The sequence below is a fragment of the Microbacterium endophyticum genome (genome assembly GCF_011047135.1).
Taxonomy (GTDB): Bacteria; Actinomycetota; Actinomycetes; order Actinomycetales; family Microbacteriaceae; genus Microbacterium; species Microbacterium endophyticum.
In genome coordinates this window covers 1,903,777-1,925,121 of sequence record NZ_CP049255.1, presented here as the reverse complement: position 1 = coordinate 1,925,121, position 21,345 = coordinate 1,903,777, and the positions used below count along the sequence as shown (strand labels likewise).

General features: G+C 62.0%; 24 protein-coding genes and 1 tRNA gene. 9 read left to right on the top strand and 16 right to left on the bottom strand.

The window, feature by feature from the left end; genetic code table 11:
- Nucleotides 1-4: 4 nt before the first annotated feature.
- The 5 genes from G6N83_RS08970 to G6N83_RS08950 form a co-directional block, all read right to left on the bottom strand.
- Entirely contained in the window at nucleotides 5-604 is a 600-nt protein-coding gene (locus G6N83_RS08970; RefSeq protein WP_241246161.1) for a copper resistance CopC family protein, read from the bottom strand.
- Between the two features lie 48 nt (nucleotides 605-652).
- The gene (locus tag G6N83_RS08965) at nucleotides 653-1,270 is read right to left on the bottom strand and encodes a hypothetical protein (RefSeq protein WP_165141326.1); all 618 of its coding nucleotides are present in this window, start codon (nucleotides 1,268-1,270) and stop codon (nucleotides 653-655) included.
- Nucleotides 1,271-1,331: 61 nt separating this feature from the next.
- Entirely contained in the window at nucleotides 1,332-2,207 is an 876-nt protein-coding gene (locus G6N83_RS08960; protein ID WP_165141325.1) for a serine hydrolase domain-containing protein, read from the bottom strand.
- A gap of 21 nt (nucleotides 2,208-2,228) precedes the next feature.
- Nucleotides 2,229-2,903 (bottom strand): SDR family NAD(P)-dependent oxidoreductase, encoded by a 675-nt coding sequence (locus G6N83_RS08955; RefSeq protein ID WP_165141324.1) that lies wholly within the window; start codon nucleotides 2,901-2,903, stop codon nucleotides 2,229-2,231.
- Between the two features lie 58 nt (nucleotides 2,904-2,961).
- A complete protein-coding gene (locus G6N83_RS08950; RefSeq protein ID WP_165141322.1) occupies nucleotides 2,962-4,038 on the bottom strand; it encodes an alkene reductase in 1,077 nt (358 codons plus the stop codon).
- Nucleotides 4,039-4,147: 109 nt separating this feature from the next.
- On the opposite strand from G6N83_RS08950, the gene G6N83_RS08945 reads away from it, so the two are divergent.
- On the top strand, nucleotides 4,148-4,447 hold the full coding sequence (locus G6N83_RS08945; protein ID WP_165141320.1) for a YrhK family protein: 300 nt from the start codon (nucleotides 4,148-4,150) through the stop codon (nucleotides 4,445-4,447).
- 256 nt (nucleotides 4,448-4,703) lie between these two features.
- Here the strand turns inward: G6N83_RS08945 and G6N83_RS08940 are convergent, their stop codons facing one another.
- The gene (locus G6N83_RS08940; protein WP_165141318.1) at nucleotides 4,704-5,285 is read right to left on the bottom strand and encodes a hypothetical protein; all 582 of its coding nucleotides are present in this window, start codon (nucleotides 5,283-5,285) and stop codon (nucleotides 4,704-4,706) included.
- A 247-nt stretch (nucleotides 5,286-5,532) separates the two neighbouring features.
- Between G6N83_RS08940 and G6N83_RS08935 the strand changes: the two genes are divergently transcribed.
- The gene (locus G6N83_RS08935) at nucleotides 5,533-5,991 is read left to right on the top strand and encodes a hypothetical protein (RefSeq protein WP_165141316.1); all 459 of its coding nucleotides are present in this window, start codon (nucleotides 5,533-5,535) and stop codon (nucleotides 5,989-5,991) included.
- 33 nt (nucleotides 5,992-6,024) lie between these two features.
- Here the strand turns inward: G6N83_RS08935 and G6N83_RS08930 are convergent, their stop codons facing one another.
- Nucleotides 6,025-6,648: a hypothetical protein gene (locus tag G6N83_RS08930; RefSeq protein WP_165141314.1), complete on the bottom strand. Its 624-nt coding sequence runs from the start codon at nucleotides 6,646-6,648 to the stop codon at nucleotides 6,025-6,027.
- Between the two features lie 264 nt (nucleotides 6,649-6,912).
- Nucleotides 6,913-7,950 carry an HIRAN domain-containing protein gene (locus tag G6N83_RS08925; RefSeq protein WP_165141312.1) on the bottom strand — a complete coding sequence of 346 codons (1,038 nt, stop codon included), beginning with the start codon at nucleotides 7,948-7,950 and terminating at the stop codon, nucleotides 6,913-6,915.
- 461 nt (nucleotides 7,951-8,411) lie between these two features.
- Here G6N83_RS08925 and G6N83_RS08920 point away from each other — a divergent pair, with 461 nt between their 5' ends.
- Nucleotides 8,412-9,752 (top strand): HNH endonuclease signature motif containing protein, encoded by a 1,341-nt coding sequence (locus G6N83_RS08920; protein ID WP_165141310.1) that lies wholly within the window; start codon nucleotides 8,412-8,414, stop codon nucleotides 9,750-9,752.
- A 233-nt stretch (nucleotides 9,753-9,985) separates the two neighbouring features.
- Here G6N83_RS08920 and G6N83_RS08915 read toward each other — a convergent pair whose 3' ends face one another.
- Entirely contained in the window at nucleotides 9,986-10,879 is an 894-nt protein-coding gene (locus G6N83_RS08915; protein WP_165141308.1) for a transglutaminase family protein, read from the bottom strand.
- Nucleotides 10,876-13,449: a circularly permuted type 2 ATP-grasp protein gene (locus tag G6N83_RS08910; RefSeq protein WP_241246160.1), complete on the bottom strand. Its 2,574-nt coding sequence runs from the start codon at nucleotides 13,447-13,449 to the stop codon at nucleotides 10,876-10,878. Before G6N83_RS08910 ends, G6N83_RS08915 begins: the two co-directional genes overlap by 4 nt.
- Before the next feature lie 87 nt (nucleotides 13,450-13,536).
- Here G6N83_RS08910 and G6N83_RS08905 point away from each other — a divergent pair, with 87 nt between their 5' ends.
- Both G6N83_RS08905 and G6N83_RS08900 read left to right on the top strand, forming a co-directional pair.
- Entirely contained in the window at nucleotides 13,537-13,962 is a 426-nt protein-coding gene (locus G6N83_RS08905; protein ID WP_165141306.1) for a MarR family winged helix-turn-helix transcriptional regulator, read from the top strand.
- Between the two features lie 159 nt (nucleotides 13,963-14,121).
- Nucleotides 14,122-15,297, top strand: a complete 1,176-nt coding sequence (locus G6N83_RS08900) for an IS481 family transposase (RefSeq protein ID WP_165141304.1) — start codon at nucleotides 14,122-14,124, stop codon at nucleotides 15,295-15,297.
- 47 nt (nucleotides 15,298-15,344) lie between these two features.
- Here G6N83_RS08900 and G6N83_RS08895 read toward each other — a convergent pair.
- A tRNA-Arg gene (locus G6N83_RS08895) sits at nucleotides 15,345-15,417 on the bottom strand.
- A 142-nt stretch (nucleotides 15,418-15,559) separates the two neighbouring features.
- Between G6N83_RS08895 and G6N83_RS08890 the strand changes: the two genes are divergently transcribed.
- Nucleotides 15,560-16,420 (top strand): oxygenase MpaB family protein, encoded by an 861-nt coding sequence (locus G6N83_RS08890; RefSeq protein WP_165141302.1) that lies wholly within the window; start codon nucleotides 15,560-15,562, stop codon nucleotides 16,418-16,420.
- A gap of 18 nt (nucleotides 16,421-16,438) precedes the next feature.
- Here the strand turns inward: G6N83_RS08890 and G6N83_RS08885 are convergent, their stop codons facing one another.
- From G6N83_RS08885 to G6N83_RS08870, 4 genes are all read right to left on the bottom strand, one after another.
- On the bottom strand, nucleotides 16,439-17,587 hold the full coding sequence (locus G6N83_RS08885) for an FAD-dependent oxidoreductase (RefSeq protein ID WP_165141300.1): 1,149 nt from the start codon (nucleotides 17,585-17,587) through the stop codon (nucleotides 16,439-16,441).
- Complete coding sequence (locus G6N83_RS08880) at nucleotides 17,584-17,946, bottom strand: Rieske (2Fe-2S) protein (protein WP_165141297.1); 363 nt, start codon at nucleotides 17,944-17,946, stop codon at nucleotides 17,584-17,586. The genes G6N83_RS08885 and G6N83_RS08880 overlap by 4 nt, the downstream gene beginning before the upstream one ends.
- A gap of 10 nt (nucleotides 17,947-17,956) precedes the next feature.
- Nucleotides 17,957-18,565 carry an asparagine synthase gene (locus G6N83_RS08875; protein WP_165141295.1) on the bottom strand — a complete coding sequence of 203 codons (609 nt, stop codon included), beginning with the start codon at nucleotides 18,563-18,565 and terminating at the stop codon, nucleotides 17,957-17,959.
- A 69-nt stretch (nucleotides 18,566-18,634) separates the two neighbouring features.
- A complete protein-coding gene (locus G6N83_RS08870; protein ID WP_241246159.1) occupies nucleotides 18,635-18,991 on the bottom strand; it encodes a DUF1905 domain-containing protein in 357 nt (118 codons plus the stop codon).
- Between the two features lie 47 nt (nucleotides 18,992-19,038).
- On the opposite strand from G6N83_RS08870, the gene G6N83_RS08865 reads away from it, so the two are divergent.
- From G6N83_RS08865 to G6N83_RS08855, 3 genes are all read left to right on the top strand, one after another.
- Nucleotides 19,039-19,236 (top strand): hypothetical protein, encoded by a 198-nt coding sequence (locus G6N83_RS08865; RefSeq protein WP_165141293.1) that lies wholly within the window; start codon nucleotides 19,039-19,041, stop codon nucleotides 19,234-19,236.
- A gap of 201 nt (nucleotides 19,237-19,437) precedes the next feature.
- The gene (locus tag G6N83_RS08860) at nucleotides 19,438-19,848 is read left to right on the top strand and encodes a DUF4383 domain-containing protein (RefSeq protein WP_165141291.1); all 411 of its coding nucleotides are present in this window, start codon (nucleotides 19,438-19,440) and stop codon (nucleotides 19,846-19,848) included.
- Nucleotides 19,848-20,399, top strand: coding sequence for a hypothetical protein (locus tag G6N83_RS08855; RefSeq protein WP_165141289.1), 552 nt, complete (start codon nucleotides 19,848-19,850; stop codon nucleotides 20,397-20,399). The genes G6N83_RS08860 and G6N83_RS08855 overlap by 1 nt, the downstream gene beginning before the upstream one ends.
- Here G6N83_RS08855 and G6N83_RS08850 read toward each other — a convergent pair.
- On the bottom strand, nucleotides 20,396-21,343 hold the full coding sequence (locus G6N83_RS08850; protein WP_165141287.1) for an aldose 1-epimerase family protein: 948 nt from the start codon (nucleotides 21,341-21,343) through the stop codon (nucleotides 20,396-20,398). The two genes, G6N83_RS08855 and G6N83_RS08850, sit on opposite strands and share 4 nt — an antisense overlap.
- Nucleotides 21,344-21,345: the final 2 nt, after the last annotated feature.

Below are 21,345 nucleotides of genomic sequence, written 5' to 3'. Positions count from 1 at the left end.
CCTTTCAAAGTTTTTCCGACGGAGCACGTGGCTCGTCGTCGGTGCCGCCGGCGTGAGCGCGACGACGGAAGTAAAGGATGACGGCAAAGATCGCGACCGCTGCGGCCGCGCCGATGACGCCGATGACGATGGGCCGGAGGGCGCCGCCGTCTTCTGAAGTGATCTGAGTGTTTGTTGTGGGCGACGGAGTCGCCGTCTCCGAAGGGCCCGCCGAAGCGCGCACGAGCGGCGAGGCGTTCCCGATCGTGAACGGAATTACTCCCGAAATCGGGTGTCCATCGGAAGAAACGACGCGCCAACGCACTTCGTAACCGGCATCCGGCATGTCTGTCTGCAAGCCGACCGTGACGCTCTCCCCCGATATTTCAGGTTCGCTCGCTGCCCAGTCGGTGTCGTTCGCATCTGCGACGATCACGACCGCGCCCATCTCGAGCACGTCAGCCGAGAAGGTCAGTGTGATTTCGGTGGGCGCGGCATCCAACTGAGCGTTGTACGCCGGACTACTTTCCAACAATTCATCGTGAGCGGATGCCGGAACCGCTGTGGCGAGAATCACCACAGCACCTACCAACATGCCGGCCGCGAAGGTACGAATTTTGCGCATGGCAAACCTCTCTTTGCGCCCGGTCGACCGGGCGCTCACAACACGGATTCAGATCACGTGTGCAAGAGGAGGCCCGCGCCTGCGGACAGAAGCGAGATGAACGCGACGAGGCAGGACGAGAACGGCTGTTGCTGCGCGCTGGCGAACCGTGGCGGGAGGTGTAAGCGGTGTGAGAACAACGAGGATACGGTGCCGGAGCCACACAACGACGTCGGCCGCGAGCGTGCGAAGCTGCGCGAAAGCGCGTTCGCCTCGGTAGAGAGCTGCGGTTGTGACGATGGCAGCGATTGCATGCCAGATCCACATCGTGGCGTCAGCGTGAACCATCGTGATCATGTCGTCGGCGCTCGTCGTCGTGACCGCTGCTGAGACGGCGTTCATGTCGTGGTTGTGCCCGGTTGCAACCCCTGGTGCGAAAAGGCCAAGCACAAACAGCGTGTGGAAAAGCAGCTGGCTGAGCGACACTGCGACGCTCATTCGTACAAGAGAAAATGCACGACCTGCGAGAAAAGTGCAGACCACGAACGAGAGAAGCGCCGGTACGGCAATTCCAACCCATCCGGGCATCGCGCCCCCGCCAGCGATGTGCGAGAGGAGAGCAACGAACGTCGCGACCGCAGCCGCGATCGTCCCGCGCAAGAGGCGGGGAGCTCTGGACGAACGCACAGACCCATTGTTGCAGTTGTCGATGACCTCATCGCCCCATGCACACCTTGATGCGAGGTAGCTACTGTCGGAGTGCGCGCGCGGCGAACTCCGCGAGGAGATGATCGCGGTGCTCTTCGTGCGCCGTGATGGTGATGACGGCATCCTGCTGTTGGTCGATGACGACATATTGACCGTAGCGGCCGTCAAGCCGCCAGCACTCGCCGGGGCCCTCCCAAACAGCGAGACTGTAGTGCGCGAATGGAGCGTCGCCGCCGGTCCGAACCCAATCCGTGTGCATGGCGTCGACCCAATCGGCTGAGACGATCCGGGTGGAACGCCACAGTCCGCGGTCACGCAGCACGCGGCCGATTCTCGCGAGCTCTTCGGTGCGAAGCTCCAGACCACTCCCGCCGAAGATAAATCCCTGCGGGCAGCGCTGCCACTGCGGGTTGTGAATGTTGAGCGGATCGAACAGCCTCGGACGAAGCCACGCAACGACATCTCCCACAGCCGATGCCAACATTCTCATCGCGACATATGTGCTGGCATCCGAGTACTGAAAGACAGTTCCAGCTCCCTGGGTCGGTCGCTCGAGCATCTGCTGAGCGAGATCTGGAGACGTTACGGGAGAATCGGCGAACCACTCGAAGTCGATTCCGCTCGACATCGTCAAGAGGTGCCGCAGAGTCACCGATTCCGCACCAGCGCCCAGCGTGAAGTGCGGAAGGGCCTCCGCGACCCCGGTCTCAAGCGATATGAGCCCCTCGTCGATCGCTATACCGATGGCGAGAACACACACGCCTTTGGACACCGAGTAGAGGTTCTCGCGATCATCGCTTCGCCACCGGTGTTCAGCATGGTCATTTCCGACGAGGACGTGCACGCCGTAGGCGCCAAGACCCTCACGATCCACGGCGTCAACGAAGCGTGCGAGAACCGCTGTGGCTTGAGACATGTTGCGAGTCTGCCAGGGTTGTTACTCGCGGCCGTCTTCGAGCGGGATGAGCATCGTGCGGAAGTCGCCAGCCTCGGCGTGCAGCTGCCAGATCCGCTCAGCCACGTCGTCGATCCCGTTCGGTAGCTGCAACTTCGGAATCCCTCCCGGAATCACGAGTTGCGCGACACGGATGCCTTCGTCTTTCAGCGCGTCGTGCAGCATCTCGCCGTAGGCGCTCTCCGCCGGAAAAGCGACCGACGTTCCAGCAAAACCTGCGCGCGCCTTGACCGATGTTCCACCGTTGATCAGGATGATGCTGCCCTCGCCGGCATCCTTCATTCCGGGGAGCACTGCACGCGCCGCGTGAATGAGCCCGAGTGCCGAAAAACTCAGCGCTTCGAGCGCAAGCTCCGGGCTCAGATCAAGCACCGGCTTGAGGTAGTCGCGCGACGGAAGCGGGCTGTACTGCAGCGCCGTGACGGGGCCCAGTTCTGCTGCGGCACGGGCAAGGGCGTCTTCGAGTGCGGAGGGCTCGAGCACGTCTGCGGCGTAACCGCGAGCAGTGAGCCCAGTCGCGCTCAGCTCGCCAGCGAGTGCGTCGAGCTTTTCTTGATCCCTCGAGATGAGAGCTATCGAGAAGCCCTCACGGCCGAAGCGCCGCGCAACAGCGGCTCCGAGTCCGGGTCCAGCTCCGACAATTGCGATGACAGACACAGTGATCCTCCGATTGATGGCGATGCTTCCGACGCTAGTGCGCCCGCATTTTTACTCGTTAGGGCTTGAGTTTTGGGTAATCGGTGTATCCAGCTGCACCGCTGCCGTAAAGAGTCGCCGGGTCGACGGGGTGTTCTTCCGCCCCCGACTTCCAGCGATCGGCCAGGTCCGGATTCGAGATCAGCGGTCGGCCCACGGCCACAGCGTCGGCTGTTCCGTCGGCAACGAACGCTTCGGCATCGTCACGGGTCGTGACAGCGCCAAATCCAGTGTTCACAACGAAGGTTCCCGCGAATTCTTGCCGTATCGACTGCGCCAAGTCTCCCGCGGGCTCGGCGTGCAAAATGCTGAGGTAAGAAAGACCCAACGGGCGGATGCCTCGAACCAGTGCCAGGTACGTCGACTCGACGTCGTCGGGATCGGTCTCAGCAATGTCTTGGATGTTGTGGGAGGGAGAAATACGGATGCCGACCCGGTCAGCGCCGATTTCAGCGACCACTGCTTCGGCAACGTCGATGACGAACTTTGCGCGCGCGTCGGGAGATCCGCCGTAGCCGTCTGTGCGCTGGTTCGATGACGGAGCGAGGAATTCGTGGAGGAGGTATCCGTTTGCCGCGTGGATCTCGACGCCGTCGATTCCCGCCTCGACCGCGCGACGAGCCGTCTCGACAAACTCGGCGCGCACATCAGCGAGCTCTTCAGTCGTGAGCGCGTGCGGCGTGGGGAACGGCGTGCGTGAGCCATCAGCCAGGCGCACCTCACCATCAATCGCGATCGCCGACGGCGCGACGATTCGATCGGTACCGGTGATCTTCGTGTGCGACACACGTCCACCGTGCATCAGCTGCATGAAGACGAGACCGCCCTCGGCGTGCACCGCGGCGGCAACATTCGCCCACCCCTGTTGCTGGGCATCCGTCACGATTCCAGGTTGCCCGGGGTAGGCGCGAGATTCACTACTCGTGAAAACTCCCTCGGTGATGATCAGACCAGCGCCCGCGCGCTGCGCGTAATACTCGGCAACCATTGCGCCCGGAACCCCGTCTTCGCCGGCGCGGGTGCGCGTCATGGGCGCCATGACGATGCGGTTGGGAAGAGTTAATGCTCCGAGGTTGAGAGGAGTGAAGAGCTGCACGTGAAAATCCGCCAATCTGCGAGTCGTGGGACCCACCCCAAAGACAAGGCGGACGAGCGCGGTGGCATTCCCACGAACAGGAAAGCGGGCTATCTGAAACGATGGCGCAATGTCCACCGATCCGAACACACACTCCAATGACCTCGATATCCGCATCGGTAACGACGAGCTCGTCATCCGCAATCGATACGAGACTCTCAGCATCACGAACGACTTCCTCATCGGGGTGATGTTCGTTGTAGGCAGCATCCTGTTCCTGTGGTCGTCCACGACGACGGTCGGCACAGTCTTCTTCATCATCGGGAGCGCGCAATTGCTGATCCGTCCGAGTCTCAGACTCTCTCGTCGCTTTCACCTGCGCCGGTTCGGTCCCGGTCGCGACCGGCTCGACCAGACCCGCGACTACTAAGGCGATACGCGTGCGGCGGGCCCTCAGTGTCCGATAACAGCGGGATTGTCATCGAGGCAGCCCGAAGCGCTCGCGAAATCCCGGCGTCGCGAGCCTCAACCGAGAGGGTCGTCTCGCCACGGACTTTGTCAGTAGTCGAAAAGTGCACGCCACACCCGGTGGCAGCGACTGGAACGTCATTGCGGCTCGGGAGTCGATGCCGACTTCTTCGCCGGCGTCAGCGCAACGCACGCGACGACGAGATAGTTGAATTGGTTTAGCTCGCTAGAGCAATCACCCAACCGACACAAACGAAGACGAAGCCCACGAGAAAAAGGGCTACAGCGTCTCGAAAAACGGTAATTCCGGTCGCCACCGCGTTTTCTCCGTCTTTCACTGCAGTCGCGACGGCCTTCGCAGTTACCGGCAGTAGGGGCGGGTGCTGCTGTGACAAGAGCCGGGTGTCCACGATCCGAAGCGTCTTCTTTGCAACAACTACGCCGCCGGCTCCGAAGGCGCTGCATATGACGATGGCGATCCCGATAACCCAGATCACGATCGCGAAGATGGACCGGCCGACCAGCTCCGTTGAGGCGACCGCTACGCCGACGAACGCGAGAGTCACGGTCAGCAGGAACTGTGCTCGAGCTCGGATTGCTTCTAGGTCCGTGTTCTGCCGCTGCAGTTGAGACTGGCCGTTATCCATGAGGATGTTTAGATCTGCTTCGCGCCACCCCGTGAGATCGCCGACCTCGTTCTGATAGGCGTCGAGGTTGCGGACGTCATTGCCCGGCAGAAAGATTCCGGCGACGTGCGATCCATAGATCGCTATTCGGTTGACCCAAGCTCTTTCAGGCATATCAAGGGGTCTGCTGAAGGTTCGATTGACTCCTGTCCGCTTCCCGCGAGGGTGGCGAGAACGGAATGATGCGTTTGACCCACCCAACTGCGAATTCAAACCGGGCAGGTGCTACGGGAACTCAGGCGGTCCGAGAGAGGCGGTGCACTTTGCTTGGGGCGCGCCAGGCCAGCGTCGCGGTGACCGACCGGCATCCGGACGGGAGTTGTTCCGGCAACGCGCTGATCAGTGCCCATAGCATCGGGACATGTCACAGCTCGGTGTCGAACACGACAACTTCGACGAGGGGCAGCGCATACGCTCGCGACTCGCTGCAATAGATGCCGAACTCGGCCAGCTCGCGGCCGACCGTTTCCGATTGCCCGAAGGTGCTGCCGATGCTTCCGTGCGGTATCAGATCGAGAAGTTGGAAGCAGAGCGGAAAGAAATTCGCACGCACTCGCTCTTTATATTTCCCGAGTGGGGTGACCGAGAGGTAGTTGGCGAGTCGATCGTCATCTCTCCCGACCTGCGGAAACGGTTCCGCGCCTGGAATCAGACATGGCAAGTAGTCCTGGACCCCGTCTTGGAGATCAACTGGCCAGACCCGGAGGCCGGACGGCAGTGGATCGCTGAAGGCAACGCCCTAGTCCAGGACCTGCAGCACGAGATCGGGACAAAGTATCGCGTTGTCGGTGATTTCGCCGCTTACGCTCCTGACGCATAGGTGGACCGTGTTCCGCGGTGACGAGACGTGTCATCAGATCAGGAACTCGGGCCTAACCTCTGCGATGCCAGAGAGTTCAACCTGGAGTTGCTGGGCGAGGGATTCGCCGGTTCTGATCCAGTCGGTGGGTGGTGGATCGGCTTCATCGCGGCCCAGCATCGCCTCGTTCCATTCGTAGAGCGCGCGGCTGAGAGTGGAGGAGAGTCCGAGATCGGGGCCGGTTAGGTGGTACTCGTTCGAGTGATCTTCCCAAAGCGGCCATCCGGACACCCACTCCGGAAACATTCGAATAACGCGAAGCCCATTCGGCAGCAACGTCGGCAATCCACGGTTGTGCTTCGCCTGCAGATATCGATCTTGCATCTGCCTTCGACGCATCCACTCGCGGGGCGAGCTGGGGGTGTCGTTGTAGTCCATCCCTGACAACCAGATCAGTCCCCGCATGCCCCGGGAATCATTCTCGACCAGCGCGAGGGCCCACAGCTTCTCGTTGCCATTCGACATCGCTACGGCAGTCTCCAACGCGTGTTCAATACTCGCGTCCAGAATGTCGAAAGTGGTGACGGCATTGCCGGCGCCCTCGAACACGTACAGGCGGTAGCGAGCATCATCCCGCTCCCAGGTCGAATCCCGCTCGTCCACGTACACCCCGCGCATCACACCAACCTACGGGGGTGCGCCCCTCCAGTTAATGATGCCCGCAGCGGGATCCGGGTTGGTCGCGCCGACAGCGACGCTTGCGCACTGAGTACATGAAGGCACTGATCCAGCCGTGAGCAAGGTTCGGCGACGCGACAGTAGAGCAACGCGCCGAGCTTGTCGTTGCGTCATTTCGCAGTCGATGTACCGCGCTTCCTGAGGCGAGCCGACCTACCATCGGGTTCAAGCAGCGCGACTACGCTTACGCCAGTGAGGGACCTGCTATTGCGGGGCTGGCGTTGTACTCGGTGAGGGCGGCCGGGACTTCACGATTGCTCGCAGCACGTCGGCCTTCGGGATGTCGACCCAGAGTTGAGCGCTCTCGGATGTAGGGCCAGTTCCACCAACGACGTACCCGGTGGACCCAAGCGCGTCGAACAGCGGCGCAAGGATCTTTGCTCTGGCGGCAGACACGTAGCCCACCTTTCGCGCATTGCTCAGAACCAGCACTGCGCACGAATCATGCGGATTGTCCGGTTCGCGTACGAGAACGTACTCCTTGCCGCCGACCGCGCGTCTCTCGTTCCAGCCGACGTAGTTTCCGATGCCCTTAATCCGCATGCGCGTTGAGTCCAGCGACCGAAGGTCCGTCGGCTGCGTTATGGCGAGCGTGTGAGGCGGGATGATGTCCGGTTCGTCCGGTACCTTATCAACGCCGCGCTGCTCCTCTGCGAAGTCGCGATCGGGTTCCATCACAGAAGGGAACAGGGTGGCTCGTGCACGCCAGGTCCCGTCGCCGGGGTCTGCCCACACCCGCACCGGCGCGACGCCCTGGCCCCCACTCAACACGGTAGCGATCTCATCGCTGATCTCGCGCGGCACATAGCCGATGTGCCACCTACCGATAATCACCTTGATGGCGTTCGAATCGTATTGATTCGAGGGCTCAGGTGCGAGCTGCGCGGTTTGTTGAGTCACCCCGCCCTCGGGTAGGCCGAGCTCATCGAACAGGCGACGCACGGCGTCGCGACGGAAGCTCTCTCCTTGTACCTCGATCTCGCCCCATCGCGGATCGATCTTGCGTGTCTGTGTCGGCGCTGGTGGAGTATCGGGCGCTTCCCTGCTCGTGCCGAATAGTGTCGACCAGAAGCCCATCGTTTCCCCCAAGCGTCGGTGATCGAAGCATAGGGCGGATGACTGCTCCGGCTGGCCCCGATGCCCCGCGCTTGGCAACAGGTAATTCACTGTCGAAGCGAACCGCAACGATTGCGTCGATGAACGATCCGCTTGCGGGTGCTCGTCCCAAGGGGAAGTGGACATCTTTCACGCAGCGATGACGCTGCAGCACGTGGACATTTCTCGTGTCCATAGCTCGCTCTGACGTGCGCGCGGTGGACAAGTCGCGTCGTTCCCTACACGCCGCCCTACTGACAAAATGTCTGGCGCAGCTGACACGTCTATGGCGCTACCGACAAGATGCGTGGCGCTACTGACAGGTTGTGTGGCGCCGGGCCCTCAGCCAAATCATCACAAAAAGATAACGACAAGGTCTTCCCTTCTGTTATCTCTTCGTTATACAGTGATGCCAGGTCGTTGTTTTGCTGTGGCGGCGACCACATGTGATTGCAGGACACTCTTGGTGCAAAGGGACAAGGGCCGGCCGGAAGCCTCTCCGACCGGCCCTTCTGCATGCCCCCGTGTTGGTGGCTGATCTCGAAGTAATGTCGGAGGTTGGTGGCTGATCTCGAAGTAATGTCGGAGGTTGGTGTCATGCTTTCGGCATGAACATCGAATCTCTCACCGATCACATTCCGGGCGGCCACGACCCCGCCAGGGTGTCGGCGACGGGTGTCGATCTGCAGGCCCTGGATGTGATGATCGATGGCCTTACGCATGCGCGACGCGCGGTTGCGGCCTATCAGGCGCTCGAAGCGACGCTGATGGCGGCGACCGTTGATCTTGCCCGCGGCAGCTCCCAGTCCGGAACCGCTGAGTTGCCCATGCGGGAAGTCACGGCTGAGGTCGCGGCCGCGTTGCGCGTGAGCGACCGGACCGTGCAGGCCCAGTTCAGCTCAGCGTTGACCCTCGTCGAAGATTTTCCCTCCGCACACCGGGCGCTGCAGAGCGGTGAGATCAGCCGCTCGCATGCGAACGTGATCACGAGCGAGGGTGCGAGGATCACCGATGCCGCGGTGCGCAAACAATACGAAGACCTCGTTCTGGAGCGGGCCCGCGTGGAAACCTCGGGGCGGCTGAGAGGAATAGCGAAAGCGATCGCCGAAAAGCTCAACCCGCAATCATTGACCGAGCGCCACCGACAGGCGCTCGATGGTCGACGGGTCTGGGTGACAGACCTTGACGACGGGATGGCTGAGCTCTCAGCGATCGGTTCCGCGGTGCTCGTCCACGGCGTATTCGACCGGTTGTGCCAGTTCGCACGGACCACACTCGATGCCGAAAGGACAGCCAGCGACGAGAACAGCGCCGAAAGCAGTGCCGAAAACAACGCCGCACCGATCCGGACGATGGATGAAGCGCGCACGGATGCGTTCTTCGACCTGCTGCTCACCGGCGACGCGTGCGTGCACGGTCAAGACGCACTCGAGGGGATCCGGGCGCACGTGCAAGTCACGGTTCCCGCGATGACACTTGCCGGGGCTTGGGATGCTGCGGGCGACTTGGCTGGGTACGGGCCAGCCAATCCCGACACCCTGCGCGACATTGCCGGCAGGACAGGCACCTGGGATCGGGTGTTGACGGATCCCGTATCGGGTGGGGTCGTTGCGGTGGAGACATACCGGCCGACTGCGGAAATGCGACGGTTTCTGCGGGTGCGGGATGAGCACTGCAGGTTTCCGGGATGCCGGATGGCACCGTGGCGGTCAGATATCGACCACACGATCGATGCCGCCCGGGGCGGTGCGACAGTGCACACGAACTTGGCACACCTCTGCCGAAGACACCACGTGTTGAAACACCAGACGACGTGGAGCGTGACCCAGCTTGATTCGGGCAAGCTCAAATGGGTCAGCCCGACCGGGCGGGCCTATATCGACACGCCCGCACCGATGCTCCGATTCATCCCCGACCCAGATCCAGCCCCTGATCCGCCACCGTTTTAGGGAACGGTTTAGCGGGGTGAATCTTTGGGTTTCTTAAGAAACTTCTCCACACGGCACAATTTGCGCACGCCGCGTTATCTTTTCGTTATACAGTGATGTCAGGTCGTTGTTTGCTGTGGCGGCGACCAACATGTGATTGCAGGACACTCTTGGTGCATAAGGGAAAAAGGGCCGATCAGAATCAATTCTGACCGGCCCTTTCCTATGCGCGATGATGCGCAGCTTGCTGCGAGTTAGCTCGCCATGTGCGCTTCGCGCGGTGAGACATCCACAGAAACTCGAAGAGTCGACTTCTTTGCCTGCGTGAAAATCACGCCTTTCACCGGGGTCACGTCAGCGTAGTCACGTCCCCACGCCACCGTCACGTGCCGATCAGCAATCCACTGATCATTCGTCGGGTCGATAGCCAACCACTGATCGCTGCCGGGCAACCACACCGACAACCAGGCGTGAGAGGCATCCGCCCCCACGATGCGCTCTTTGCCCGGGGGTGGCTGCGTTGCCAAGTACCCACTCACGTATCGTGCCGCGACTCCGTGAGCGCGCAAGCAGGCGATAGCGAGGTGTGCAAAATCTTGGCAGACTCCGGCCCGCTTCTCCAGGACGTCGGGCACGGTGCTCGTGACAGTAGTCGCGGTGCTGTCGTAGTCGAAGTCCGTGTAGATCCGATGCATAAGGTCGGTCACCGCCTCACCTATCGGCCGCCCCGGCACCAGCGACTGCGTCGCGTAGTCGCGCGCTTCAGCTGATTGCTGCACCTTGGGAGACGCCAGCGCAAAGTCTGCTGCCTGCCACGCGCCGGGCGCCAACGGTGAAACCAGCGGGCGTGAGTCCTCCCAAGGTGCCGCGAGCGACTCTGCACCGTACTGAGGAGGTTCGACGCTCACCGATGTCGACGCTGCAATCGTCAGCGTGCGATGCGGCGCGGTCACGTGAAAATAGGTCGCGGTGTTGCCGTACGTGTCGATGTGCTGACGCTGCTGGCTCGCAGTAGGTTCGATGTTCACCTCGTGTGCCGCCACGTGTTGCCATGCCAGCACACGCGGCGTCACATGGGCGAAGCCGAGACTGTTTCGTACGTCGTCGTCGTACGAATAGATCGTCTGGTGCGAAACGCGATACTTCACAGCCGCACCATCCGCTCTTCAATAAGCGACAACGACGAAATCGGCTGCGGCAACGGGTCGCTCTCGAAATGAAGCTGCGCGATCGCATCTGACAGCTGGCGTAACTGGACGCCTGCGCTCTCGAGAAAGTCCGAGAGCGCCGCCCGCTCGCCGTCGATCTGCTGCGACAGCAACGCGACATCTGCCTCCGCTACCTCGTTCTCGAGGTCTTCGAGCAGCCGCTCGGGCCTGCTTGATCCGGTCGATGCCGGCAACGCAGCAACATGCTCGCGTACGGCAGCCAAAGCGAATGCGATCGAACGCGGGTTTTCAGCATCCGTGATCAACAGCTCTACAGCCCCAGCCACTCGCACGACACCGCGATTTCGCCGACGGTGGGTCACCGAGCTTTCCGCGGCGCGCAGCGTTCCCTCAAACACCGCGCGCTCAGTGTCGGCGTCTCCGGTCGCTACAGCCGTCGCCGCGAGAAGCGACACGACCTGCAGTGCGCGCTCGACAAAGCGGCCGATTTCGATCATCCGCCAGCCTGGATCGCGCACCATATTGGCAGTCACCCCCTGCAACGACAGGATGCCGGTAAGCATCCGCCCCGCGACATCGGGAATCTGTTGGGCGTGCCGCGACCCTCGAAGCGTTCGAGCGGCTCGATCCACGGCGCCAAAAACCCGCCATGTGTCGCCCGAGAGCTGATCACGAACACCCTCGAGTGCGTCACGAAGTCCCTCGAACGAGTGTGCCGCGGAACCCGGGCGCTTTCTGTCCAGCAGGAGAGCGCGAAGTTCTTCGGCGGAGTATTGCGAGTCGCGACCGGCGAGCGCCTCTATCGCCGCGTGCAGCGCATGGACTGCCCGTCCCCCCGCGGCGCTTGTTGAGTAGTCGAGCTCTTCGGCATATGCCCGCGTCGTGATCACGAGGCGGAGCATGTCTTCGGCACGCTCGGCGTAGCGTCCGGCCCAGAACATGTCTTCCAACGCGCGGGGGGCGAGCATCGGCGTCGCAATAGCGAGCTCGCGCGGCGGCGCGATTTCGAGGCCCTGGTCGGGATCTTCGGGCGCACCCTTCAGGACCCATACGTCTTTTGTCACCGGGACTTCGCCGGCGTCTGCTGCGAGCGTCGCGAGTCCCCCGATCAACGGTCGATAAACCGATCCGTCACGAATCGTGAATGACCGCAGCATCACCTGGCGCGGTACAGCTAGCCCGCCCGCTTTTTCAGCAGAACTCCACGCCGGAATCTGCGACAGCGGCAGCCGCCCCCGCGCGACAAAACGGTGGGGCGCCGCAAGAATCATCGCGCGCAGTTCGTCTGCTGACGCACCTGCCAATGTTGCGGTCCTGCCATCCAACTCACGGATGCTGAGGCTCGGCGATCCAGCGTCTGCCAGCGTGCGTTCGAGGCCCTCGGGCTCGCCGCACCACCACGCATCGACCGACGGCAGCCGCAGTTGCTCTCCGAGCAAGCGCTCGCTGACCGCTGGCAGGAACGGCATCAATGCCGGGTTTTCGAGCACTCCTGCGCCGAGACCGTTGACGAGTTGCACGCGCCCGCGCGCCACGACCTCGACCAGCCCTGCGACGCCGAGCTGGGAGCCAGAACGCAACTGCAGCGGATCGCACCACTCGGCATCCACGCGGCGCAAGATAACGTCGACGCGTTCTTCGGGCGCGCGGCGCGGATACCCCGCGGGCTTCATCCACACCCAACCGTCACGCACGATCAGGTCGCTCCCCTGCACGAGCGGAAACCCCATCACATTGGCGAGGAATGCCTGGTCGTACGCCGTCTCGGAGTGAGTACCGGGCGAAAGAACTACAACGCGCGGATCGGCGACGTCGGCGGGTGCGGCCTGAAGGAGCGTCGACCGAAGCGCCGAAAAATAGGGCTCCATGCGGTGCAGTCCCGCTTCACGGTAAAGATCTGGCAGTACCCGCGAGATCACCCGACGATTTTCCATCGCAAACCCAAGACCCGAGGGCGCCTGCACGCGATCAGCGAGCACACGCCATTCCCCCTCGGCGTCACGGCCAAGATCGGCACCGGAGATGATCAGGGGGTGCGGATCCGGGGACTCCGGCCGAACGAGAGGCCGCAAGAACCCGGAGTGTCCGAAGACCACCGGCGATGGGATGACACCCTCCGACAGCATGCGCTGCTCGCCGTAAATATCACTCAGCAACGCGCTCAAAAGCTCAGCTCGCTGAGCGAGTCCCACTTCAAGCCGAGACCAGGTTGCGGCATCCAACACGAGCGGCATCGGGTCGAGATTCCACGGCAACGATCCGGCGTCAGGATGCTCGTACGTCACACCGTCGTCGGCGAGAAGTGAAGAGATCTCATCTTCGATGCGGTGAAGTTCCTCCGCAGTGAGGTCGAAAGCGACCTCCGCCATTGCCTTCCAAGACGGACGCAGAGTGCCGTCGGGTGCGACAACCTCATCGAACCGCAGCTCGCCGGATTCGTTCCCTGATATCGACAGCGGCTGCGACGCTAAGGACGCGGCATAGTCACGAATAAGACTCATGCGCGCGGGCATCCGCTCAAGAACAATGGCACGGAACCACTCTGGCACGGGATCAGGCGCACAAGCGGCCCTTTGGCACCTTTCGCGGGCACGTTGTTCGCCCCAACTACCCCGAGCGCAGATACTCTTGTCGGCATGACCGACCGACGCCTCGCGATTGCCGCCTGGGAAAGCCTGTTCCGCGCGCAGCACGAGGTTTTCGATGAACTGAGCGCTGACTTCACCGATTCAGCTCTGAGCCAGCCGGAGTACGACGTGCTTCTCACCGTGACGCGCAGCCCCGAGATGACTGCACGCCTTCGCGACATCACAGCGAACATGCTCGTTAGTCAGCCGAGCGTCTCTCGACTTGTCGACCGAATGGTGACGCGTGGACTCATCACAAAGTGTGAAGATCCCGAAGACCGACGCGGCGCGCTCGTGCATGCCACCGACGAAGGCGCGTCTCGATTCCGCAAACTCGCCGCCGAGCATGGGCGCTCGATTGCCGAACGGATGTCACGACTGTGCGACGACGATCTGCAGGCCCTTTTGAACTTGACGGCAAAACTACGCGGATGATCTCGCACGGAAAGCGCCCGGTAAAAAACGAAACGGCCCGCCGGAGCGGACCGTCTCTACTGTCTCAACACAGTGTGCGCCTCGAGGTGTCTGGGTTCACGACATAGGTCACAGGTGATAGGTCCTTGGTGAGTCGCGTCATGCGTCACAGTCCGATGTATGTCGAAGCATCGGGTTGTTGTTTTGAAGATCATCGCGGGCCAGCTCACCGTCACCGACGCGGCGATCGAGTACGGGATCTCCCGTCGACATTTGCATCGGCTACTCGCTCGTTACCGTGACGGTGGACTGGACGCGGTCGAGCCACGCTCACGGCGACCGAAGACGAACGCGTCCGCCACACCGGAACAAGTTCGCGCCCGGATCATCACCCTTCGGGCGGAACTCACAACCCAAGGACTCGATGCCGGCCCTGTCACGATCGCCTGGCACCTCGAACACGAGCAACACACACCGCCATCGACATCCACGATCAGACGCATCCTGCACACCGCCGGGTTGATCACTCCCGAACCCCGCAAACGACCGAAATCGTCCTACATCCGCTTCGAAGCAGCCCAACCCAACGAGACCTGGCAATCAGACTTCACCCACTGGCGCCTCGCAAACGGCCAGGACGTCGAAATCCTGAACTGGCTCGACGACCACTCCCGCTACCTCCTGTCCTGCACCGCCCACACCCCGGTCACCGGCGACAACGTCGTCACCACATTCCTCGCAGCAACCGACGAACACGGCACCCCCGCCTCAACACTCACCGACAACGGCCGCGTCTACACAGCCCGATTCGGCGGCGGGCGCAACGCCTTCGAATACCTCCTCGCACTACTCGGAGTGAAACAAAAGAACGGCACACCCAACCACCCGCAGACCCAAGGCAAAATCGAACGCTTCCACCAAACCCTCAAACGATGGCTCGGAGCCAGACCCCCAGCCACCACCCTGCATGAGCTACAACTCCAGCTCGACCACTTCCGACACCACTACAACGAGCAGCGCCCCCACCGAAGCAACAACAGAACAACACCAGAGGCCACCTACCGTGCATCCCCGAAAGCTCTCCCCACAGCCCCACGGGCAGGACACTTCAGAATCCGCTACGACCACGTCGGCAGCAACGGCAAAATGAGCCTTCGCCGAGCCGGACGAATGCACCACCTCGGCATCGGAACAGCCCACCGCGGCAAACGCATCATCGCGCTCATCGACGAAACAACCGTCACGATCATCCACCTCGACACCGCCGAGATCATCGCAACAAACACCATCAACACACAACGCGCCTACTGGCGCAACGAAATGAAAGAGCCCGGCCGATGGCCGGGCTCTTTCTGACACATGTCGCGACTCAGGTGAGACCTATGTCGCGACTCATCACAGTGTGCGCCTCGAGGGACTCGAACCCCCAACCTTCTGATCCGTAGTCAGATGCTCTATCCATTGAGCTAGAGGCGCATGGCTTGTTTTGTACTTTTCAGCACTGCGCAAGCCGTCGTCCAGAATACCCCACACACGGCCGATCACACTAATCGAGGCCACGTAGCCTCGTGTGGAAGAGTAGTGCTACCTCGACCACGTCATACCTGGGGGTATACACATGAACGCTCGGCCATCAAAGGATGCGGCCCGCGCCGACAACGGATATTTTGGGCCCGGCAGCGCCACGTGGAAGGTGTACTCCCACTCGGGCGCGTCACTCGGGGCCGTGGCGTCAGTGCTCTTGCAGGCACTCGACACCGGAATGCTCAATCACTTCGATCACGTGTCGATCACTTCGGAGAGCCCCGAAGCCGGCCAAGCGCGGTTTCAGCGCACGGGCGACTTCATCATGACGTGTGCCTTCGGCGACAAGGCGCACGTTGATGCGGCTACAGCGCACGTTGACCAGCTACACGAACGCGCAACATGGACGAACCCCACAAACGGTGACGTCGAAGTCGCAAAATGGCCCGAATGGCAGCGGTGGACGATGTACACCTTCGTGTGGGGCTCGCTCGAGGGAGCGCTGAAGTTCGGCATGAAGATCAGCAAGGCCGATCAAGACAAATTCGTGAAAGAGCAGCAGCTCATCGCTGAAAAGCTGCACGTCCCTGGCCCGCACCCTGAGACCAAGGAAGAGCTCGACGCCTTTATCGATGAGGGCAAGAAAACAAAAGCGCTCAACTACCTTGGCGCACAAGCAGCACTCGGAGTGCGACACCCGGCGAAGAGCCGCAACCCGTTCGCGAACTGGCTATCCCGTACCGTGCTCGATGGAATTCTTTCCCTTCTTCCCCTCTGGGCGCGACAGATCTACGGTGTCGAAGACCGCACTGAGCGTCGCCTCGCCCGCGCACAGCGCATGACGGCAAAGTTCCTCGCGCTCGCGTCGAAGAACAAGTCGCTGCAAGACCTCGTGGATGCTGGCATCGACCACGCCACGGCACACCCGTATCGCAAGGTGCGCGCTAAGGCATAGATCGCGGCACCACCGCCATCACGCGCGAAGCATCCGCCGCAATGACAGCGACGGATCGGCGAGCGCTTCACGATCAACCTGAACACGCCGATCGATCATGCGACGCGCGGCGCGCACAGTCATGGGGTCATCGATCGACGCTGCCCCCAGCAACACGTCGCCGTCCACCCGAAAAACGGCGTTTCCCGGGCGCACCACGTCGAATGGGGCGCCGCTCGACCCATTACCGACGAGATCACCAACGACTTCGATGTGGTGGCCGTAGCGGTCGCTCCAGTACCAGGGCGCGCCGCGCACCGCCGGAGAGTTGCCGAGCAGAAGAGCGGCGGCGTCGATTCCGTCGAGCCGCGCCGCGTCCCAGTGGTGGGAGGGGCTGATCAAGAGTCCCGTCGGCGGCACAAGTCGCTCGGCTCCAGCGATCACCCGCGCTGATACTCCGACCCCCACCACGACAAGATCGGCCTCGATGCTGCTGCCATCCACCAGAGCAACACGCATCCGGTCATCACCTGCGAAAGCACCACCGTCGATAGCACTGACGCGAGTTCGGCGTACGTCAACTCCATGCTCAGTGTGCATCGCATGCAGCCACCTGGCGAGGGTTTGCCCCAGCAGGTGCGCCCCCGGAATCTCGTGCGGCTCGACAATGACGACGTGCGCTCCACATTCGTGGAGTGACGCAGCAACCTCGGCGCCGATGAAGCCTCCGCCCACAACCACGACGGTGCTGCCAGCGCCCCCGTGCTTCCGAATCGCCAGGGCATCGTCGTAATCGCGCAGAGTCATCACTCTGGGGTGCGCGCTGTATCCCTCGAGCTGATTCGGCTCGGAACCAACCGCCACAACGATCGCTTCTGCACTCAGAAGGCGTCCATCCGAAAGTGACACTGTGTGCGCGGCAGCGTCAATGGCTCGCGCTTCAACGCCTGCGATGATGTTCACGTTCAGCGCGTCTGCACGCTCGCGCGGCAAAAGAGCCAGGTCGCCTTGCGCGACCCCCGAAACCAGCACGCGCTTAGACAGCGGCGGATGATCGGTACAGTCCGTCGACGCCTCCACGATGGTTATCCCGCCGCGATAGCCTTCGTCGCGAAGACTCACCGCTGCCGTGACACCGGTGATGCCACCGCCGACGATAAGGATCTCAGCGGGTTCTCGAATGCTCACGCCAAGCGTGCAGGGTTTGGAATGAGCACAATGTCGTCGCCATCTACCCGGATCGTATGCGCAGCAACGCCCGTCGGCGCGGGCGGAGTCAGCACGTCACCGTCGCTCAGGCGAAACTTCGCACCATGCAACGGGCACTCAACGCACCCGTCTTCGACCCAGCCATCGGCGAGATCTGTTTTCTCGTGGGTGCACGTGTTGTCGAGAGCGAAATAGTTTTCGCCATCATTGAAAACCGCGATGTCGTCGAGAGTCCCCGACTGCTCACGCGAGACTTTCAGGCCCGTGCCGTCTTCGATTTCACCCACGTGCGCAACGACAATCCCTCTCGCCGCCGCATCCCCAGTGCCGTCGCTCATGGACATCATGCTAGCTTTCCTCGCCGGCTCCTGATCGTCGAGCCGATTCGACGTGGCGCTTGCGGGCAGACAACCTCGGCAGGTCAACGAGACGCAGGCTCTGCATTCGCGCCGCACGCATCTTGTCGTAGTCAGGTTCAAGATCAGGACGCGCAGCTTCAATACGAAGCGTGCTGTCGATATTTCGCGAGACTTCGGCCCATGCCGCCTCGCGTGCAGCCTCCACGAGTTCGGCAAGCTCGGCATCATCATCGGCACGCTCACGCAACGCTTTGGCGATCTTGAGCGACTGACGTCGACGTCGGCGAAGGTTTCGCACATCCCGGCTGCGATAGTCGTGAGTGCCGTCACTGTCGCTGAACCGTCGGCTAGCGAGCTTCTTCTCACGGTGGGTGCGATCGGCATCCGTCTCGGCTTCGACGGCAAGAGCAATGAGCGTTTCGCGTGCTTGAGGCTTGAAATGCTCGATTTCGTAGTCCTCGCCACCAGCGATGACCTCGACCAGGATGCGATTCTTCAGCAAAAGGCGCGTCGCCGCAGCGGCAATATAGAGGCCCTCTTCGACGACCTCCGCAAGCTTGGGTCGCTTTTCAGATTCATCACGTGCACCGTTTGCCACTGCTGAACCCCCTACATCGAGACTACCGGCCCCGAGCTCTGGCCGGTACTCGAGCGAGGCGGTCTCCCCTCATTTCATGGGCGATTGCAAGGCCTCAACGATGGACTCCACACGGCGAACACGAGTCGCGTCTGATTTCGCACCCGTCACCGCGAGCACGCCTGCTTCGCGCTTACTCAGCGGCAATAGATAATGCCCCTTCATCACCCCGACGGTGGTGCGATATGTTCGACCGTTCACTGTGAATACAGCGGCTGGACGCTTGTCACCGTCGATCTCTTTGATCACCGATTCGGGAATGTCAATCCCGGCGTTGTTGCCAAAGTTCAACACCTTCACTTCAAAGCGCCTGGCCAATAGTTGCACCGCGCAAACAGAAATCTCTACCAATGAGATCGCGGTTTCGCAAGCCCTGCTTTCCTTCAAATAGCGACTCGTATGTTCTAAGAACACCTTTCAGGAAGGAGCCCCTCATGGGATTCATCGATGACGCCAAAGAAACAGCCGAAACGGCGGGCCGCAAAATGAAGGATGCCTTCGATGACGCTGCCGACCGTGTCGGCGACAAAGTCGATGAGGCTAAAGCTGACGCCAACCTCAAAAAGGCGCAGGCCGAGAAGGATTCGGTCGAAAAGCGCAACGAGATCAAAGAAGAGCTCCGCGACAACTGAGTTTTCTCAACTGCCTCACCGCGAGTGAGGCTACGCACGGCTTCACGGCCGAGCGGCGAAGGTCCCGGTCCCCCAGCCGGGACCTTCGTTTTTTGGCACTGCCACTGATGCGGCTCGTTCCGCAAACCATCCGATTGGCTGCTTATTCCGAATTAGTTTTGTGCGCGGCATTCGGCCGCGACTTAATGCATGGAGAGAGAAATGAGTTCATCACCTAACCGCTTGATCGCGACGCTCTTTGGCGCCGTCTACATCGTCGTCGGCTTGCTTGGTTTCGCTGTCACGGGAGGCGTCGACTTCTTCGCCACTGAGGGCGGCATGCTCCTCGGAATCTTCGAGGTAAACCCCCTGCACAACGTCGCGCACCTCTTGATCGGCGCCGCACTTTTGATTGCGGGCCTCTCATCGGCGAGAGCCGCCAAGACGACCAACGTCGTCATCGGCGCGGCGTACCTGCTCTTGGGAATCGTCGGATTCTTCCTCGTCGGCACAGCATTCAATGTGCTGGCACTCAACACGTTCGACCATTTCTTGCACCTCGCGAGCGCACTGTTGCTCATCGCGGTGGGCCTGAGCGCTGACCGACAGATTCGCAGCGCATCGGTCGCGTAATGACTTCAGCGTTGACTCGCACATGGCCCGCGTTGGCAGCAGCCGGCGCGGGCCTCATCTTCATCGCGCTCGGCGCGGGGGCGATAACGGGCACCGATTCCCCCGCATATCTCTGGGTCATCGGCGTTCTCATGGTCCTCTTCGGCGTGGCAGCGCTCGGGTGGGCAGCACGGGCGCTGATGACATCCCGCCTGACAGCTCCCCGAGTCGTCGCCTCGGCTGCACTCGCCTCACTCGCGCTGCTTCTCGCAGGCCTCACGCTGGATCCAGCACGTATGAGCATCATCCCCATCACGGTGGCGGGCGCTCTGACCGTTGTCGTCGGCGCATACGCGGCCGCGACGGTGCGGCGCACTCGCGAACCCACGCTAAACCCGACTGCAAAGCGCGCTCAAGTGGTTTCCGCGGTGGGAGTGTTCGCCGGGGTTATCACCGTCGCCGCACTCGTGACGCCAGCACTAGCTGCCACCGAAGCCGGTCAGCTCGCGCCTGATCACTCCGCACACTCCGAGATTTTCGACTTCTCCGAGTCCGGGCACGCCGGCCACTAGCGGGCAGAAATGAGCCAGGATGCCTCGTGGCTCTCACCGGGCCGCACGACAACGAGCCCGGCATCGTAGTTATACGAAGCCGCGTTGAATGCGTCAGGCGCGCACGTCATCGGTTCGACCGCGAGCCCGAGCCGGTTGCGAGGGTTCGCGCGTCCTCCGGGAAGATCGGCCGTGTGCACTTGAACCCAGGGGCATGCGGCATCCCACGTCATCTGCACTCCCGAGCCAGAAGGATCGGTGACGACGACGGATGCCACACCCGCCTCATCGCGCGAAAGTTCAGTGAAAGCGTGGTCGATCTCGGCGGTACCGATCTGGCGGGCAACCCGGAAGTCGAACCTTTCGGCGTCGACCTCGACGGGAGCCAGATCCACCGGGCTCAACCGCGGCTCAGTCACCTCGAGCACCTGTGACGCTGGCAACTGCAGCGTCCAGGTGTCGAGGGCGCCAGAGCCCGCAACGAGGTACGGGTGCGGACCAGTGCCCCACGGCACGGCCACGGTGTCGAGGTTCGTTGCGACGACGCGTTGCCTAAGACCCGAGGCATCCAGTGTGAACTCTGTCGCAACCCGCACGCGCCATGGGAAGCCATCCTGCGGCTCGATGATGCCCACTAGCACGACGTGATTGGTGCTCTTGTCGATGGGCTCGAAATCGAGCCACGACGCAAGTCCGTGCAACGCGTGCGACCGCGATGGCTCGGTCAACGGCACTTGATAGTCGACGCCGCCGAACGAGTACTGACCGTCGACGATGCGGTTGGGCCACGGCGCAAGCGTTGCTCCGCGATACCCGGGCCGCACCTCGTCGGCATCGAACGGCACAACAAGATCGCGACCGTCGACGGTGAGGCTCCGAAGTGACGCCCCAACACTTGAAATCGCAGCTTCGTAGTCGCCCGCACGCAGCACGTGCTGGGTGCCGGAACGTGGCGTTCGCGCCATAG